The organism is Scytonema hankhaensis NUACC26 (genome assembly GCF_045865695.1).
GTDB lineage: Bacteria > Cyanobacteriota > Cyanobacteriia > Cyanobacteriales > Nostocaceae > Scytonema.
Genome location: NZ_BAACAP010000251.1, coordinates 128,544 through 142,038, shown reverse-complemented (window position 1 = coordinate 142,038; position 13,495 = coordinate 128,544). Strand labels below are relative to the sequence as shown.

Here is a 13,495-nt window from a genome sequence, read left to right as displayed (position 1 = left end):
CACTGCTTCGACCACATTAACCAGCATCGCTTTGTTCGGAGCAACTTCTTCTGTGGGATTCTGCCAGCGACTTGGTGAAGACGTTAATTGCTCCCTTAGTTGAAGCGTAAGTGACCATCATTGGATTCCCGACGATCGACGTGGTGCTGCTGGTGTTAACGATCGCCCTCTTAGCGTCATTCAGTGTCACAGTTTCAAAGACGTTCTGAGTCATTAGCTAAGTCTCCTTTGTATTTGAAACGCAATTTCAACTTAGTTCACACGATCATAAATTATTCGGTTAAGCAATCTCAATCACCGCTTTACCAATCAGCTTGCCACTTTCCTGTGCTTCGTGAGCCGCAGCAACTTCATTGAGCGAGAAGCGTTGAGCAATGTTGTGGCGTAACGCGCCCGCTTCAAGGGCAGAAGTGATGTCGCGAATTGCCGCTTGCTTGGCTTCATTTGGCATTGTGTAAACCAGCACTAAGCGAATCGTAACGTTATTCAGTTGCATCGACAGGAACGGTAGCGCGGGGCGATCGTCTGAATTAGCGCTTGAATAAGATGTGACAACAGAGTTTGGTCGCAACACTGCCTCTGTAATTGGTAGATTCGCTGTGAAATTGACATCAATGATACGATCGATCCCGCGTCCATCTTCTGCGCCTGTGATTTCTTTGATGCGCTGCGCCACATCTTCTGACTTGTAGTTAATGATGTGGTCTGCCCCAGCACGCCTAGCTAGTTCCGCTTGTTCGGGACGACTCACTGTGGTAACAACAGTCGCTCCCCCCCATTTTGCCAGTTGTAGGGCATAGTAGCCAACTGCACCTGCACCACCAGTGACTAGAATTGTCTGTCCTTTTACAGACCCATCGGCAAATACACAACGATGCGCTGTCATCGCTGGAACACCGAGGCAAGCTCCTTCCGGGAAACTAGTATTATCAGGCAGACGAGCAGCTTTGTCACTCGGTACCACAGCGTATTCAGCCGCCGTGCCAAACCCTCGTATTCGCTGCGTTTCATAAAGCCAAACCCGCTCACCGATACGAGACGTGGGAACGCCTTCACCGACACTGTCAATCACCCCTGCCCCATCATTGTGTGGAATCACATGCTTAAACGGCATTGCTATTCCACCCCAACCGCCGCGCGTTTTGGTGTCGGATGGGTTCACAGCTGAGGCATGAATCTTGACTCGAACTTCACCGGGACTAGGATTCGGTACGGGCATTTCACCGTACTGCATCACGTCCTTTGCCGCACCTTGCTTTTCATACCAAGCGGCTTGCATTGTTTGTATTGTTTCCATTGTTTTCTCCACTATCTAAATACTCCATGCAAACAATCAGTTGAGCGTTGACAGACTTAACCAAAAATCTTCTGTCAATGAGCCGCTGGAAAGACGGCCAGTTTGGGAATGCGGACATGAGCAGGCTGTTCCAGAATGAAACGAATGGCCCGTGCAACGTCTTCTGGTTCGATCGGTTCTTCTCTCACGAAGTAATCACTCTTGTTCTGTTGCCAACCGTCATAAATGCCCGTGGTAACTCCGGCTGATTCGATACAGGCAACACCGATTTCGGTTCTGTGCCAATTCCATGCGTAGTGAATCTGTAACGTCTTCGAGTTGCGTACAAGGACACGCACCGGAAGACCCAGCCTAGTAAGACGTTTGATTAACTCTTGTCCAACAGTGCTGGTTGCACCAGCTACCAAAATCATAGTTTCTCCTTTACTGCACCAAAACATTCTTGTTCAAAGAAAGATAGAAGTTGCTGACTCAGTTCAACAGGGCACTCGTCATAAACAAAGTGACCGCAATTTTCGAGGATAACACCGCGCACATTTGAGGCTGTACGAGCGACGTTGGTAAGCATAAAGTTACCACTTCCTTTGTCGCCGCCTACTGCAAGAAATGGCATCAAGAGCGGTGTCTTGCCTAAAGTGGCATTGTCGATCGCATCTTGGGCGAAAGCGCGGTAGTAGCCAAAGCCTGCACTCATGCCACCAGGAGCCACGTAGGAGCGGAGATATTCCTCAATGTCGGCATCGGTGATAGCCTCTTGCCGATACACATAGTGCGACCTGAAAGCGAATTTCGTCAAAAACTCTTTTTCGCGTCCCTTGGTTAGCATTTCGGGAAACTCTGGGGCTGCAAAGAAGCCAAAGTGCCAAGAGCCACCTTGAGCCGGATTCATTGCTGCCTCTAGTCCCAAACCTGGAATACCAGAATCGATCAAAGCCACCGCAGCCACGAGATCGGGATGCTGAGCAGCAAGGCTGTAGGCAACAGGTGCGCCCATATCCTGACCCGCGACGTAGACACGATCGATCCCCAAACTTTGCAACAGCTTATAAACATCGTCAGCCACTGCTTTCTTCGTGTAGTCGCCATCGGCAGGACGGCTACTCTCACCCAAGCCACGCATATCCGGTACGTAAAGCCTATAGCGCTCGGCAAGCGTGGGCATCACCTTCCGCCACCCGTACCAGGTTTGTGGATAGCCGTGAAGGAGCAAGACTGCTTCCCCGTTCTCCCTGCCTCCCGTAACGTAGTGTAAACGAATACCATTGACTTCAGCCGTGCAATGAGTAAATCTGGTGTTGAAACTTTCCTCATTAACCATAGTCTTTATCCTTGCTTAACAACAGCGTTTACGACTAATCTGCTAAGTCTTTACAGCGACAATTACACCTGTTTGAAGAAGAGGCTGGCTACATCATCTTCAATTTGATTGACGGCACCAATTCTGCGAATCGTCTCTGTCACAGGGTAGCTTTGTTGACCAGTCAGAGTTAGTTGTAGCACCGAGAACGAGAATGGTGGGTTTATAATTCATAGTTTGTTCTTGTTTCTACTTCTTGCTACCAGTCATGGCATCTTTCTGCACTTCACTAGGTTCGCCCCGCCAGCCAGTTTTCCTGAGCCACTTCTCGAAGCTCATCAAGTCTGGGTGAATTTTCAACAGCGATTCGTAATCCCGTGGCAATCCGTACTCAATGAAAAATTGCAGCATATTAACCTGATCGTGGACATTGGGAATGTCGAGGGCAGCATATTCTTCTAGAGTCATCGGACTGTATTCGGCTCCAACGCCTGTTACACGCTCCAGCGCAGCGGCAATTTCCCCAAACGTGAGGCTTTCACTTCCAATCGGCAATGTCTTACCACCTCATTCTTCTGGATGTGCGAAGATGTGAGCAGTGAAGAAAGCAATATCATCAAGCGCTACCATTGGCCAGACTGCATCAGCCATTGGCAATCTGAAAATGACTCCTTCACGGCCATCACTCAGTGTACCCTGTTCGGGTACAGCAAATTGCTTAACGTTCTCAATGTAAGGTAATGTGACAAGCACAGTGACGTGGCGCGAATACCAACCATCAGATTCCTGATTCATGAATTCCTCAGAACGTCGCCAGTTAATTTCATGCTCCACCGCAGCTTTAGAGTCAAAATGAGGCACTGGAAGGCGACCGTGAGACAGGGTAACACAGGAATCTAATGACGAATACACAAAGTGTTGCACTCCAGCAGTACGTGCTGCTTCAAGCGATCGCAATCCCTGTTCGCGTTCGGCGCTTACAGTGCAACTTTCCCAGAAATTGGTATTGCAAAACACACCATATACACCTTCCATTGCTGCTGCAACACTAGCAGAGTCATTAATGTCACCTTGAAAAAGCTCAACTCGGTTTCCTTCCTTGCCCATTTCGAGAAGTTGTTGTGCATGAGAGCTTTCAGGATTACAAGTAAAAGCACGAATGTGCCAGTTATTATTTTCATCAGCCAGCAGTCGGCTAACAATAGGGCGACCCATTGCACCTGTTGCTCCAATTACGAGAATTGTACGTGCAGTTGGTTTGTTCATGCTCCTAACTTGCTCTATACGGTAAGAAACATTCATTGCTATTGATTGTGGATGCCCGCCTCTGGCAAAAATCCCAAATGGTCAAAGCTAAATAAAATGGATGAAGTCGAGTTCAACTCATAATTGGCGCTGAAGAATGTTCGTGAACAATTAACCAGCGTCCGTCGTCTTGCCGTTGCCAAACAAGTGATGCACGACCAACTGTCTCAACCGATTGACCGCTCTTGAAAGTTCCTTGGATTTTGAAGTAGCAAGCTGTCCAGGCAATATCACCTTGGCGAAATACCTCCAAATCGTCCTTGTTTAGGATAATATTGAAATCGGCAAAGCTATTCATAATCCGAGTTAATTCAGCCTTGTAGTTATCCCAACCTTTGATAACCCCGTCAGTGTGGAACACATCGTAGGCGGTTAGTTCGGCTCCTTTGCTGTAAAAGCGTTCTGCAGAACTGATTTCAAATGAATTACGCCCAGGACTCCAAGCAGCGAGGTAATCCTGCACCAAGTTCTTAAATTCTTCGCGTTCTTTTGGTATCAATGTCAATTGCACGGCTTATCTCCTTAATATATGAGTTGTTTATCAGGATGAGTAGCTTTTGGTCATTATGGCTTGTTTCCTCATCAAGCTAGTTCCAATAACAGCACTTCCGCCGTATTAATAGCAGCGATCGCCAGTCGTTCTTCGTCACGCACTGCGGCACCATCACCTGCTTTAATTGGAGTACCATTGAGCATCGCCTCCCCCCGCATCACCTGTATCCAGGCATGGCGGCTTCTGCTGAGGTGATAGACGGCTTGTTGCTCCTTATCTAGGGTGGTGAGGTAGAGCAAGGCATCTTGGTGGATAGTTAAAGACCCATCGCGACCATGTTGGGAAGCGACTAGGCGTAGCACGTTGCGTCGTTCCTTAAAGGAAAATGTTTTGTGTTCGTAACAGGGTGGCAATCCTTCTTGTTCGGGTACGAGCCAAATTTGCAACAGATGAACGAGTTCAGTCGCAGAAAGATTAACTTTGGAGTGTGCGATGCCAGTTCCAGCACTCATGCACTCTATGTCACCAGTATGGACGAGCGCATGGTTGCCTAAGCTGTCTTCATGCACGAGACTGCCTTTAAGAACGTAGAGGAGTATTTCTACGTCTTGGTGAGCGTGTGCTGGGATACCGCAGCCAGTTTGCACGCAAACTTCATTGAGAGCTAGGAGATCGCGAAAACCAAGGTAGCGCGGATCGTGATAGGAGCCGAAGGAAAACGTGTGGTAAGAGTCCAGCCCGCCAAACTGCGTGTGACCTCTTTCCTGGGCTAGTCGAAGTTCAATCATTACCTGCTACCTTGTACCAAACTCTATTTATTAAGAGTAGAAACAAGTTTCTTTCTTGCCATCGCTCATTTATGGCAAATTCAGCTGCCTCTAAAGAGCAACCGCACGACTCTTCTTAAGGAGGAGTACTTTCTACCCCTGGATTAGTTCAAGGAATCAGTCATAAATATTGCAAGCATATTCATAAAAAGGACGGTTACTCGTATGTTTTCTAAGATATTTGGACTGCCATTAAAATGGCACGTGTCGCGGTTCCTTTTTGGTCTAAAGACGCTCATGTTCCCCGCTCACGAAGGTTTTTAGATGAAAGAAAATACGATCGTTCGGATTTACGGAACTGGCGAACCAGAGGTAATGAAGTATGAAACACATCCTGTAGCTGAACCTGGTTCTGGCGAAATCCGGCTGAAGGTAGAAGCAATCGGGGTTGGATTCGGTGAATGCCATTGGAAACAATGCTGTTGGAACCGTCGATGCGGTTTCGTCATGTCCTGAAACATTTCAGCAAGACGACGCTTAAGGATGGCAATCAAATCCGTCCCGTCATGCTACCAAGTTTCATTATTTCGGAATTATTTGGAGTAATTTGGGGTTAATCGGACTTAACCGAACCCCAAATTTACCTTGTTGCTCATTTGAGCGCTCCCTTGCGGGGTATTGTTTGCCTCGACACTGCTTAAGAGCTTGTGTTTATGGGTTTTGGTGTTGCACTGTGTGACGCAGCCATGTTCCTTGCCCGACGCTTGAGACTGGCTAATCTCCCGCGCGTCATCACTCCTAAGCAGACCTAAACCAACCCTTACGGGTAACTTTGAAACTGGTTCAAAGTTGAGTCATGGCGGAGTCAGTAAGACGAATTACTCCGTTTTACTCTGGATTACTCCAGTTCACTTACTCCTCTGCTTAAGCATTTCCTCATCTATAATAAAAGTGATTGAGAAGAATCCTATCAATGGAAACAAATTTTGATAGACCAGCCAATCCATTCGATCCAACAGATCCTTATGTCCGTACTGCTCAAACGTTCCCCATCTTGACAGAGGAGCAGATTCAGCGAGCCAGATTGCTCGGTCAGGAAGAATTTTTGCCAAAAGGAACTATCCTGTTTGAGCGAGGGCAACGTAGCGTTGATTTTTTTATCGTATTGCAGGGCAATATAGAGATTTACGAGCATCGACGTGATGGGCTGAATGTGTTTACTGTACACCGGGAACATCAGTTCACTGGAGAATTAGATTTATTGAATGACCGACAAATTTTGGTCGGCGGTCGTATGGGCGAGGACGGGAGTGTATTGCGCTTTCATCGCCCGCAGTTTCACAAACTGATGACTGCTGAGCCGGATATCGGTGAATTGGTCATGCGAGCGTTTATTCTCCGTCGGATGGGCTTTATTTCCCACCAACAAGGCTCTGTCACGCTGATTGCGATGAAAGAATCTGCTGATAAGCTGCGAATTGAAAGATTTTTACGCCGCAACGGCTATCCTTTGGAGGTACTTGATTATGATACTGCCTGCCAGGAAACAGCTTTTTTGAAAGATGTTGACATTGAAGAAGAAAATTTCCCAGTGGTGTACATTCACTTGGGCGAGGAGCTGTTGTACAATCCTTCTAACTTACAATTAGCTGAATGCCTTGGCTTAGTCGAGACACTGCCACCAGACCATATCTATGACGTCGCTATTATTGGTGGTGGACCTGCTGGGCTTTCCGCTGCTGTTTATGCTGCTTCAGAAGCCTTAGATACTGTAGTGATAGAGGCTGAAGCGCCAGGGGGACAGGCTGGCACTAGCTCAAAAATTGAAAACTATCTGGGTTTCCCTACTGGAATTTCTGGGCAGGCTCTGGCTGGAAGGGCACAGGTGCAGGCTCAGAAGTTCGGCGCAACCATTGCACTTCCCTTTTCTGTCAACAATATTGATTGCCAAAGACAACCGTTCACCCTGACGTTAGATAATCAAACAAAGATTCAGACTAAAACCGTTGTAGTAGCCTCTGGTGCGCGGTATCGAACTCTGAATTTCGATCATCCCTTTGACAATGCGGGGGTTTATTATGCCGCAACGGCGATGGAAGGAAGTTTCTGCCAGAACGAGCAAGTCATTGTTGTAGGAGGTGGGAATTCAGCCGGACAAGCGGCTGTCTTCTTATCCGGTTATGCCAGCCACGTTCATATGCTGGTACGCGGTGAGAATCTGAAAGCGAGTATGTCTGATTACTTAATCGATCGCATCAACGCCTCGGAGCGAATCACTCTACATACACAGACTGAAATCACTGCCTTAAACGGTGATAGGCATCTAGCAGAAGTGACTTGGCATAATAGCCGCACTGATACAACCGAAACGCATAATATTCGCTATGTCTTTCTAATGATTGGTGCAGTTCCGAATACCCATTGGTTGCAAAACTGCTTGACGCTGGATGAGAAAGGCTTTGTTTGTACAGGTGTTCAGCTTATCGATCGTGAAGTCTGGAAATTACAAAGACACCCGATGATCCTGGAGACCAGTGTTCCTGGTATCTTCGCTGCTGGCGATGTACGCTCTGGTTCTGTGAAGCGTGTTGCCTCAGCGGTGGGTGAGGGGGCAATCATCATCAGCCAGGTACATCAGTTTTTAAGTGAGCAGAACGGATAGTCAATTACGGCAGTTCGCGAGACCACAACTCGCACGATTCAACGCTTCTTTGACAACCAGGCAGTAGGCAAATGTCAATCCAGCCGCACGAGACCACGTTTGAGCGCCGTGGTTGCCGCAGAAGTCCGATCGCTAGCTTCTAACTTCTTTAAAATAGTCTTGACATGAGTTTTAACTGTGCCTTCGGTAATGTAAAGTGTCGTACCGATTTCGCTGTTGCTTTTACCAGCGACAATCAGGCGTAAGACCTCTACCTCGCGGGCGGAGAGTTCCGGGCTATTTAGTCGCTCGACCAATTTGAGTGCCATCTCCGGTGAGATGCGCTTCTGACCTGCGTGTACAGCACGGATTGTGTTGAGCAACTCTTGGCGCGATGTGTCTTTAAGTAGATATGCCATCGCGCCAGCACGTAAGGCGCGGTAAATATCTTCGTCACTATCGTAAGTCGTCAGCACAATAATGCGGGCGTTTGCTGATTGTTGGCGGATGAGCGTTATAGCTTCGACACCTTCCATTTGTGGCATCCGCAGATCCATAAGAGTAATATCAGGCTTATACTGGCTGAAGAGTTCCACTGCTTCGTGTCCATTTGCGGCAACGCCTGCAACGAGCATATCCTTAGAGTCTTCGATGATACAAGCTAGACCTTCGCGCACAACGGGGTGATCGTCTGCGACCAGAACACGGATTTGTTCTTTGTGAACCAGTTCCTTTTCACTCATGTGTACTACTTTGTTTCAACTATTGAAGAGTTGGGAATTGCCAGACAGCTTGCGATCGCGCTTACTTGGTATTTGGGAGAACTGGTATCGCAACGCTAACTTTTGTTCCTTGACCGAGCTTACTAGTTATGGTCAAGCGTCCGCCAACGTACTCAGCTCGTTCGCGCATACTAGTTAGACCGAAACCGACTCCAGTACTCTCTGCTTCAGAATTTCCTACCTGCCGCTGCGAGTCAAGGTCAAAGCCTTGTCCATCATCATGCACGCTCAGGCAGACCTCTTGACGAGTATAGACTAACTCAATCCATACATTGGTGGCACAAGTATGTTTTAAGACATTGGTCAGTGCTTCCTGACATATGCGTAGCAGATTTTCTTCTACATTTGGCTGTAACAAAACATACGTACCAGTCACTTGAAAACTCACTTTAACCGATGTGTCCTGGGTCATCCTTTCGGCGATGCTAACCAAGGCACGTGCTAAATCGCTTGCTTCGAGTGCTTGAGGACGTAACGCCCGCACTGAACGGCGCACCTCAGCGAGACTTTCACGGGCTAACTGGCGTGCCCGATTAAGGCGCATTTGCGCTTTCTGGGGTGCCTTGGTCAGGACGTTTTCAGCACCTTCCAACTGTACCACAATACCAGTAAAGCCCTGTGCTAAATTATCGTGGAGCTCCCTCGCCATGCGATTGCGTTCCTCCAGCACTGCCGATTCTTGCGCTTGCTTGGCTAACCGAGCGATCTGAATGGCTAAGCTAGCTTGATACGCCAACACGCGAGCTAGTTCCAACTCCTCAAGCTTGTAGTCGCGCTGCTTCTTGCTGCGTATGGTAAGGTATCCTAAGAGTGTCTGTGCGAAAACAAGAGGAACAATAAGAATTGTCTTAATCCCCCGCTTTGCCAAGCTTGTGCAGTAAGGGGCGTATGCAAACGATTGGGTAAAATCCTGTTCCTTGTGGATCAAAATCTTTTTCTCCCGTAGCAACGGCAGATATTCTTCATCCCACTTCCTAAGCGGATTTTGTGATAAAGGGACGCAAGTAGAGGTCTGTGCTACGGGTTGGATCTGACTATCCTCGTAGTTGACATGCAATACTGTATTGTCTTGTATTTGGTCGTACAGCCAGACACCGCCAGAACACTCGCCTAACTGTTCGGCAATTGCTTGCAGCACATAGCCAAGAAAGTTGTCGTTCAGGACAGGCTCTGCATTCAGAACTGTGAGAACCTTAACCAGGGTTTCTGTCTGCCCTCGGGACACTTGTTCGGCACGGTGGCGTTCAGTAATCTCAGCCTGTAACACTTCGTTTGCCTTTGCTAGCTCGGCTGCACGCTCCTGGGTTAAGCGATTTCGCTCTTGAAGAATGGCAGTCTCCCGACTTAGCTCAACTAAGCGGTTTATATGCAAGGCGAGCGTGACTTGGTGTGCCAGTGCTTGGCTTAGCTTAACCGATTCGGCTGTAAAGTTGCCGTCTTTAAGAGCCAGAGTCAACTTGCCAATTGTCTCCGAGCCGAGTAGTAGGGGTACTGAGAGCAGCTTACTTATACTGTGAGCTATCAGCCACTCGCGTTGTGATGGCTTAAACACAGGATTATTGGCGATGTTACTGTGAATGACCAGACGACGAGCTGAATAGACAGTTTGCCACGCAGCACTGTCAGCTATAGAATCTGGCACCGTTGCATTGGGATGTCCCAACTGCTGTTCCCCAGTTAGAATCTGCCCCTCGTAGCACATCATATACAGGTAAGCGACTTCTTTGGCTGAATCTACTAGCCAAACACTAGTAATGGGGACATTTAACTGCTGAGCAATGGCAATCATTACCTGACCTAAAAATCTGTCTAGATCTGGATTCTCGACTAGTTCTTCTAGCGTGCGGACTAAGACTGTTGTTTGTCGGTGGGCTAGTTGCTCGGCACCTTTCAACTTGTTAAGCTCTCGATACGCTTGTGTTATCTTGCCTTGCAGCGCAACTTCTGCTTGCCGACACTTAGCAAGTTCGGTTTGCAAGGTAACATTTGCCTCTGTTAGTTTGGCAATCTGTTGCCGAAGCAGTTGCATATCCAGCTCTAAGTCAGGTTCCATAGGTAACTCTAAGGCTTCCTCTGCCTTTTCCAGCATTTCACGTACCAGGATAGTTAGCAATATATCACCAGTAAGAATTCGCGCTTATTGAAGTGAAATTTTGGCAAAGGCTTTTAACGCGCTCTACTTAACTCCCGCTATGTTAACCTTGGAGAAAATAACTTGACCATTTTGAATATGCCCGCAATAATTGAGTGTTTTAAGATATGAAACTTCGCTGCCAAGTCTCATCTTCTTTAGATAACTTGGGAATGCAAGGTGTATTATAGTCGATAGCGAGTTCTAATCGAGCGCGATCGTACACGCGATGTAGCAAGGGTTGCAATTCCAATAGTGGCGGTTCTTGCGTACAAAGCGCGTGCTAAATCAATATCATAGTGCCAAGAAAGTAAAGCTCTAATTTCAAAATTGTGAAAATTCCTAAAGCCAAATCCACTCCGCTTTATTAACTTCAATTTATTATTGATTCCTTCTACTACGACCTTCGTTGTTTTTCTTTCAAAATATCCTACTACTTCTCCAAACCACCGTTTAATTGTCTTGACACTTTTTTGATAATAAGGTTCAGCTGACTTTAACCAATCGATTAGTTTTAACATTCCTGTTCCTAAATCTTTGCTCTTATCAAATATATCGTGAAACTCTTCCTTCAATGAATGCATTCTTGCTATTAAAGGAGAAGCTTCTCTAATTTTATCTAATTTCTCTTTTTGCTTTTCTGTCACGCACCGGGCAAGAAAAAAAGGCGGAACCCTATTATAGGATATCCTCTCCTACCCCTTGATTTATCTAGGGGCTTGAGGGTTCCGCCTTTTTTTAAGAGCTTGATCCTCGTCAGCTTATTTTCAGCTTTTAAGATTGTAAATTTATTCCCTTTTAAACTTTCAAATACTTTCTCTCTCTCTGGCACATTTAATTCTGAGGCTATTTTCTTTTCTGCTATTCTAACTTGATTTAACTCTTCATGTATTACCTTGGTAACATGGAACCTATCTACCGTTATTAGAGCGTTTGGACAAATCTTCTCGACTAAATATTTATAGTTTCCTGTCATATCAATACTGACTTCTTCTATTTGAAGAAGAACTTCTTCTCCCCACTGTTTCATAGTCTTTTCGATTTGAATTTGTTTTCTTTCTTTTACCAATCCTATTAATTTTCCTGAATCTATATCTACTAGCACAACAATAAATTTACCTTGTCCTTTAACTAAACTAATTTCGTCTATTCCTAATCTTCTCAGATTTGTTAAATCTATCGGCATCACATTGTTTGCTACATCTTCGATCAATTACCTTGATTCTTCTTTGGTTAAGCCATTATTTCTAGACACACTACTTACATTACTATTAATCACTTGTTTAACAATGTTTTCCGCGTATCGATGTGTATATGTTTTTTTCGTTCCTACAAAATTTAACTTCTCACTAAATGTTTTGCAACATTTTTTGCATTTAAATCTTCGTCTATTTACATCTAGTATTACTTCTTTATCTCCCATTGGTAAATCTTTGACTAAATATTTTTTATTTTGGTGTAGATGTTCCGACCTTGTACCACAATGTGGACAAACAGCACTTTTCACCTTTTTATGTACTGATAAAAATAAGATTTTATCCTGTTGCACACTTGATTCTACTACTACTTCAGGCAAATTTAAGAGTGGAGTCATTATTCTTTTCATAATTAGCTTTACTCAAAAATATTAGAACAAATATTAATATTTTAGCACGCTAAGTACGCAAGAACCACTATTTTGCCAGTCAAATAACCGTCAAATAAAACTCAAAGCTCAAAAGCTAGATACAATAGGGGTTTTAAATAACGACAGGATGATTTTGTAACTTCAGACTATTTTGCCAGTCAAATAACCGTCAAATAAAACTCAAAGCTCAAAAGCTAGTCAAGCCCAAAAAGGACATACTTTGTGTGTTTTTTAGATTCACTACTTGGATCGTAAGGTTTGCTCAACCCCGCCTTTATTGTGTCTGTGATAATACGTGAGGCAATCGAGGCATTCTCTGAGGAAATTGAAAATTTTTTTCGCAATGAAGAATTAGTCATTTGTTCGTTAGATACGAATCGCAAACAAGCATGCTGATAACACGCTCTTATTCTGTCTTCCTTGTCTTGTGCAAAATAGCCTCATTTTGCAACAAATTTTAACTTAATCCGATCGCTGTTTAGCTGTTGCTCAATAAATTTAACGCTAGTTTAGTAATTTCTACGGTAAAACTATAAGATTTATGGCTAAGCGATCGCTTCAAGGATGTCATACCGTTGTTAGTCGGTTACACTTACATACCCAACAGGGAGAAAAAGAATGACTGAGGAAATTAAAGTACAAGCAAGTAGCGGTAATGTATTTGCCGATTTGGGTTTAGAGAACTCCGATGAATTGCTGGTAAAAGCTGAACTTGCACGTAAGATTAGTAACATTATTGCTACACAACAAATAACGCAGGCTGAAGCAGCAGAACTTTTAGGAATCGATCGAGCAAAGGTTTCTGCTTTGATGACGGGAAAATTATCAGAATTTTCGACTGTGCGCCTGTTTCGCTTCTTGAATGCACTAGGTCAAGATGTAGAGATTGTAGTGACAAGCAAACCTCAATCTGACTTACAAGCTCAAACACGAGTTGTGTCTAGGTAATCTTTAGTAATATAGCGGTTTTCACTAGAATGAAGTACAGATTTATCCGCTACGGGCTGCTACAGGCTGCGGTTCCATAATTTTTTTATGTATTGTACCCAATTGAAAACCGCCATATATTCAACAAGGAGAGCAAAAATGACTGAGAAAATTAAAATACAAGCAAGTACTTAACGATAACAGATATCAATCTAAAAATCTAAAATC

At 45.2% G+C, this 13,495-nt stretch carries 17 protein-coding genes and 1 pseudogene; 3 read left to right on the top strand and 15 right to left on the bottom strand.

What is annotated here, in order from left to right; all coding sequences use genetic code 11:
• Positions 1-16: 16 nt before the first annotated feature.
• The 9 genes from ACKTT2_RS48240 to ACKTT2_RS48200 form a co-directional block, all read right to left on the bottom strand.
• Positions 17-214, bottom strand: a complete 198-nt coding sequence (locus ACKTT2_RS48240; RefSeq protein ID WP_407900223.1) for an SDR family NAD(P)-dependent oxidoreductase — start codon at positions 212-214, stop codon at positions 17-19.
• Between the two features lie 66 nt (positions 215-280).
• Complete coding sequence (locus ACKTT2_RS48235; RefSeq protein WP_407900221.1) at positions 281-1,297, bottom strand: NADPH:quinone reductase; 1,017 nt, start codon at positions 1,295-1,297, stop codon at positions 281-283.
• 74 nt (positions 1,298-1,371) lie between these two features.
• Positions 1,372-1,710, bottom strand: coding sequence for an SDR family oxidoreductase (locus tag ACKTT2_RS48230; RefSeq protein ID WP_407900219.1), 339 nt, complete (start codon positions 1,708-1,710; stop codon positions 1,372-1,374).
• Positions 1,707-2,459: an alpha/beta fold hydrolase gene (locus ACKTT2_RS48225; RefSeq protein ID WP_407900217.1), complete on the bottom strand. Its 753-nt coding sequence runs from the start codon at positions 2,457-2,459 to the stop codon at positions 1,707-1,709. Before ACKTT2_RS48225 ends, ACKTT2_RS48230 begins: the two co-directional genes overlap by 4 nt.
• Complete coding sequence (locus ACKTT2_RS48220; protein ID WP_407900215.1) at positions 2,459-2,608, bottom strand: hypothetical protein; 150 nt, start codon at positions 2,606-2,608, stop codon at positions 2,459-2,461. The genes ACKTT2_RS48225 and ACKTT2_RS48220 overlap by 1 nt, the downstream gene beginning before the upstream one ends.
• 235 nt (positions 2,609-2,843) lie before the next feature.
• Complete coding sequence (locus tag ACKTT2_RS48215; RefSeq protein WP_407900213.1) at positions 2,844-3,149, bottom strand: hypothetical protein; 306 nt, start codon at positions 3,147-3,149, stop codon at positions 2,844-2,846.
• A 12-nt stretch (positions 3,150-3,161) separates the two neighbouring features.
• A complete protein-coding gene (locus tag ACKTT2_RS48210; protein ID WP_407900211.1) occupies positions 3,162-3,896 on the bottom strand; it encodes an NmrA family NAD(P)-binding protein in 735 nt (244 codons plus the stop codon).
• A gap of 76 nt (positions 3,897-3,972) precedes the next feature.
• A complete protein-coding gene (locus ACKTT2_RS48205; protein WP_407900209.1) occupies positions 3,973-4,410 on the bottom strand; it encodes a YybH family protein in 438 nt (145 codons plus the stop codon).
• Positions 4,411-4,481: 71 nt separating this feature from the next.
• Positions 4,482-5,180, bottom strand: coding sequence for a pirin family protein (locus ACKTT2_RS48200; RefSeq protein ID WP_407900207.1), 699 nt, complete (start codon positions 5,178-5,180; stop codon positions 4,482-4,484).
• A gap of 303 nt (positions 5,181-5,483) precedes the next feature.
• On the opposite strand from ACKTT2_RS48200, the gene ACKTT2_RS48195 reads away from it, so the two are divergent.
• Positions 5,484-5,675, top strand: a complete 192-nt coding sequence (locus tag ACKTT2_RS48195) for a hypothetical protein (RefSeq protein ID WP_407900205.1) — start codon at positions 5,484-5,486, stop codon at positions 5,673-5,675.
• Positions 5,676-6,132: 457 nt separating this feature from the next.
• Entirely contained in the window at positions 6,133-7,821 is a 1,689-nt protein-coding gene (locus ACKTT2_RS48190; protein ID WP_407900203.1) for an FAD-dependent oxidoreductase, read from the top strand.
• Between the two features lie 74 nt (positions 7,822-7,895).
• Here the strand turns inward: ACKTT2_RS48190 and ACKTT2_RS48185 are convergent, their stop codons facing one another.
• From ACKTT2_RS48185 to ACKTT2_RS48160, 6 genes and pseudogenes are all read right to left on the bottom strand, one after another.
• Positions 7,896-8,543, bottom strand: a complete 648-nt coding sequence (locus tag ACKTT2_RS48185; RefSeq protein ID WP_407900201.1) for a response regulator — start codon at positions 8,541-8,543, stop codon at positions 7,896-7,898.
• Positions 8,544-8,604: 61 nt separating this feature from the next.
• On the bottom strand, positions 8,605-10,695 hold the full coding sequence (locus ACKTT2_RS48180) for a GAF domain-containing sensor histidine kinase (RefSeq protein WP_407900199.1): 2,091 nt from the start codon (positions 10,693-10,695) through the stop codon (positions 8,605-8,607).
• Positions 10,696-10,834: 139 nt separating this feature from the next.
• Positions 10,835-10,939 (bottom strand): hypothetical protein, encoded by a 105-nt coding sequence (locus tag ACKTT2_RS48175; RefSeq protein WP_407900285.1) that lies wholly within the window; start codon positions 10,937-10,939, stop codon positions 10,835-10,837.
• Between the two features lie 52 nt (positions 10,940-10,991).
• Positions 10,992-11,357 (bottom strand): annotated as a pseudogene (locus ACKTT2_RS48170) (ISL3 family transposase); the annotation flags it as partial.
• Positions 11,357-11,899: a transposase gene (locus tag ACKTT2_RS48165; RefSeq protein WP_407900195.1), complete on the bottom strand. Its 543-nt coding sequence runs from the start codon at positions 11,897-11,899 to the stop codon at positions 11,357-11,359. The pseudogene ACKTT2_RS48170 and the gene ACKTT2_RS48165, both read right to left, overlap by 1 nt.
• 27 nt (positions 11,900-11,926) lie before the next feature.
• Entirely contained in the window at positions 11,927-12,319 is a 393-nt protein-coding gene (locus ACKTT2_RS48160) for a transposase family protein (protein ID WP_407900193.1), read from the bottom strand.
• Positions 12,320-12,958: 639 nt separating this feature from the next.
• On the opposite strand from ACKTT2_RS48160, the gene ACKTT2_RS48155 reads away from it, so the two are divergent.
• The gene (locus ACKTT2_RS48155) at positions 12,959-13,288 is read left to right on the top strand and encodes a helix-turn-helix domain-containing protein (RefSeq protein ID WP_407900191.1); all 330 of its coding nucleotides are present in this window, start codon (positions 12,959-12,961) and stop codon (positions 13,286-13,288) included.
• Positions 13,289-13,495: the final 207 nt, after the last annotated feature.

Excerpts from the sequence above, each read along its gene's own strand:
- ACKTT2_RS48240 (WP_407900223.1), bottom strand. The coding sequence starts at position 214 with ATGACTCAGAACGTCTTTGAAACTGTGACACTGAATGACGCTAAGAGG.
- ACKTT2_RS48235 (WP_407900221.1), bottom strand. The coding sequence starts at position 1,297 with ATGGAAACAATACAAACAATGCAAGCCGCTTGGTATGAAAAGCAAGGT.
- ACKTT2_RS48230 (WP_407900219.1), bottom strand. The coding sequence starts at position 1,710 with ATGATTTTGGTAGCTGGTGCAACCAGCACTGTTGGACAAGAGTTAATC.
- ACKTT2_RS48225 (WP_407900217.1), bottom strand. The coding sequence starts at position 2,459 with ATGCCCACGCTTGCCGAGCGCTATAGGCTTTACGTACCGGATATGCGT.
- ACKTT2_RS48220 (WP_407900215.1), bottom strand. The coding sequence starts at position 2,608 with ATGAGGAAAGTTTCAACACCAGATTTACTCATTGCACGGCTGAAGTCA.
- ACKTT2_RS48210 (WP_407900211.1), bottom strand. The coding sequence starts at position 3,896 with ATGAATGTTTCTTACCGTATAGAGCAAGTTAGGAGCATGAACAAACCA.
- ACKTT2_RS48200 (WP_407900207.1), bottom strand. The coding sequence starts at position 5,180 with ATGATTGAACTTCGACTAGCCCAGGAAAGAGGTCACACGCAGTTTGGC.
- ACKTT2_RS48195 (WP_407900205.1), top strand. The coding sequence starts at position 5,484 with ATGAAAGAAAATACGATCGTTCGGATTTACGGAACTGGCGAACCAGAG.
- ACKTT2_RS48190 (WP_407900203.1), top strand. The coding sequence starts at position 6,133 with ATGGAAACAAATTTTGATAGACCAGCCAATCCATTCGATCCAACAGAT.
- ACKTT2_RS48185 (WP_407900201.1), bottom strand. The coding sequence starts at position 8,543 with ATGAGTGAAAAGGAACTGGTTCACAAAGAACAAATCCGTGTTCTGGTC.
- ACKTT2_RS48165 (WP_407900195.1), bottom strand. The coding sequence starts at position 11,899 with ATGCCGATAGATTTAACAAATCTGAGAAGATTAGGAATAGACGAAATT.
- ACKTT2_RS48160 (WP_407900193.1), bottom strand. The coding sequence starts at position 12,319 with ATGAAAAGAATAATGACTCCACTCTTAAATTTGCCTGAAGTAGTAGTA.
- ACKTT2_RS48155 (WP_407900191.1), top strand. The coding sequence starts at position 12,959 with ATGACTGAGGAAATTAAAGTACAAGCAAGTAGCGGTAATGTATTTGCC.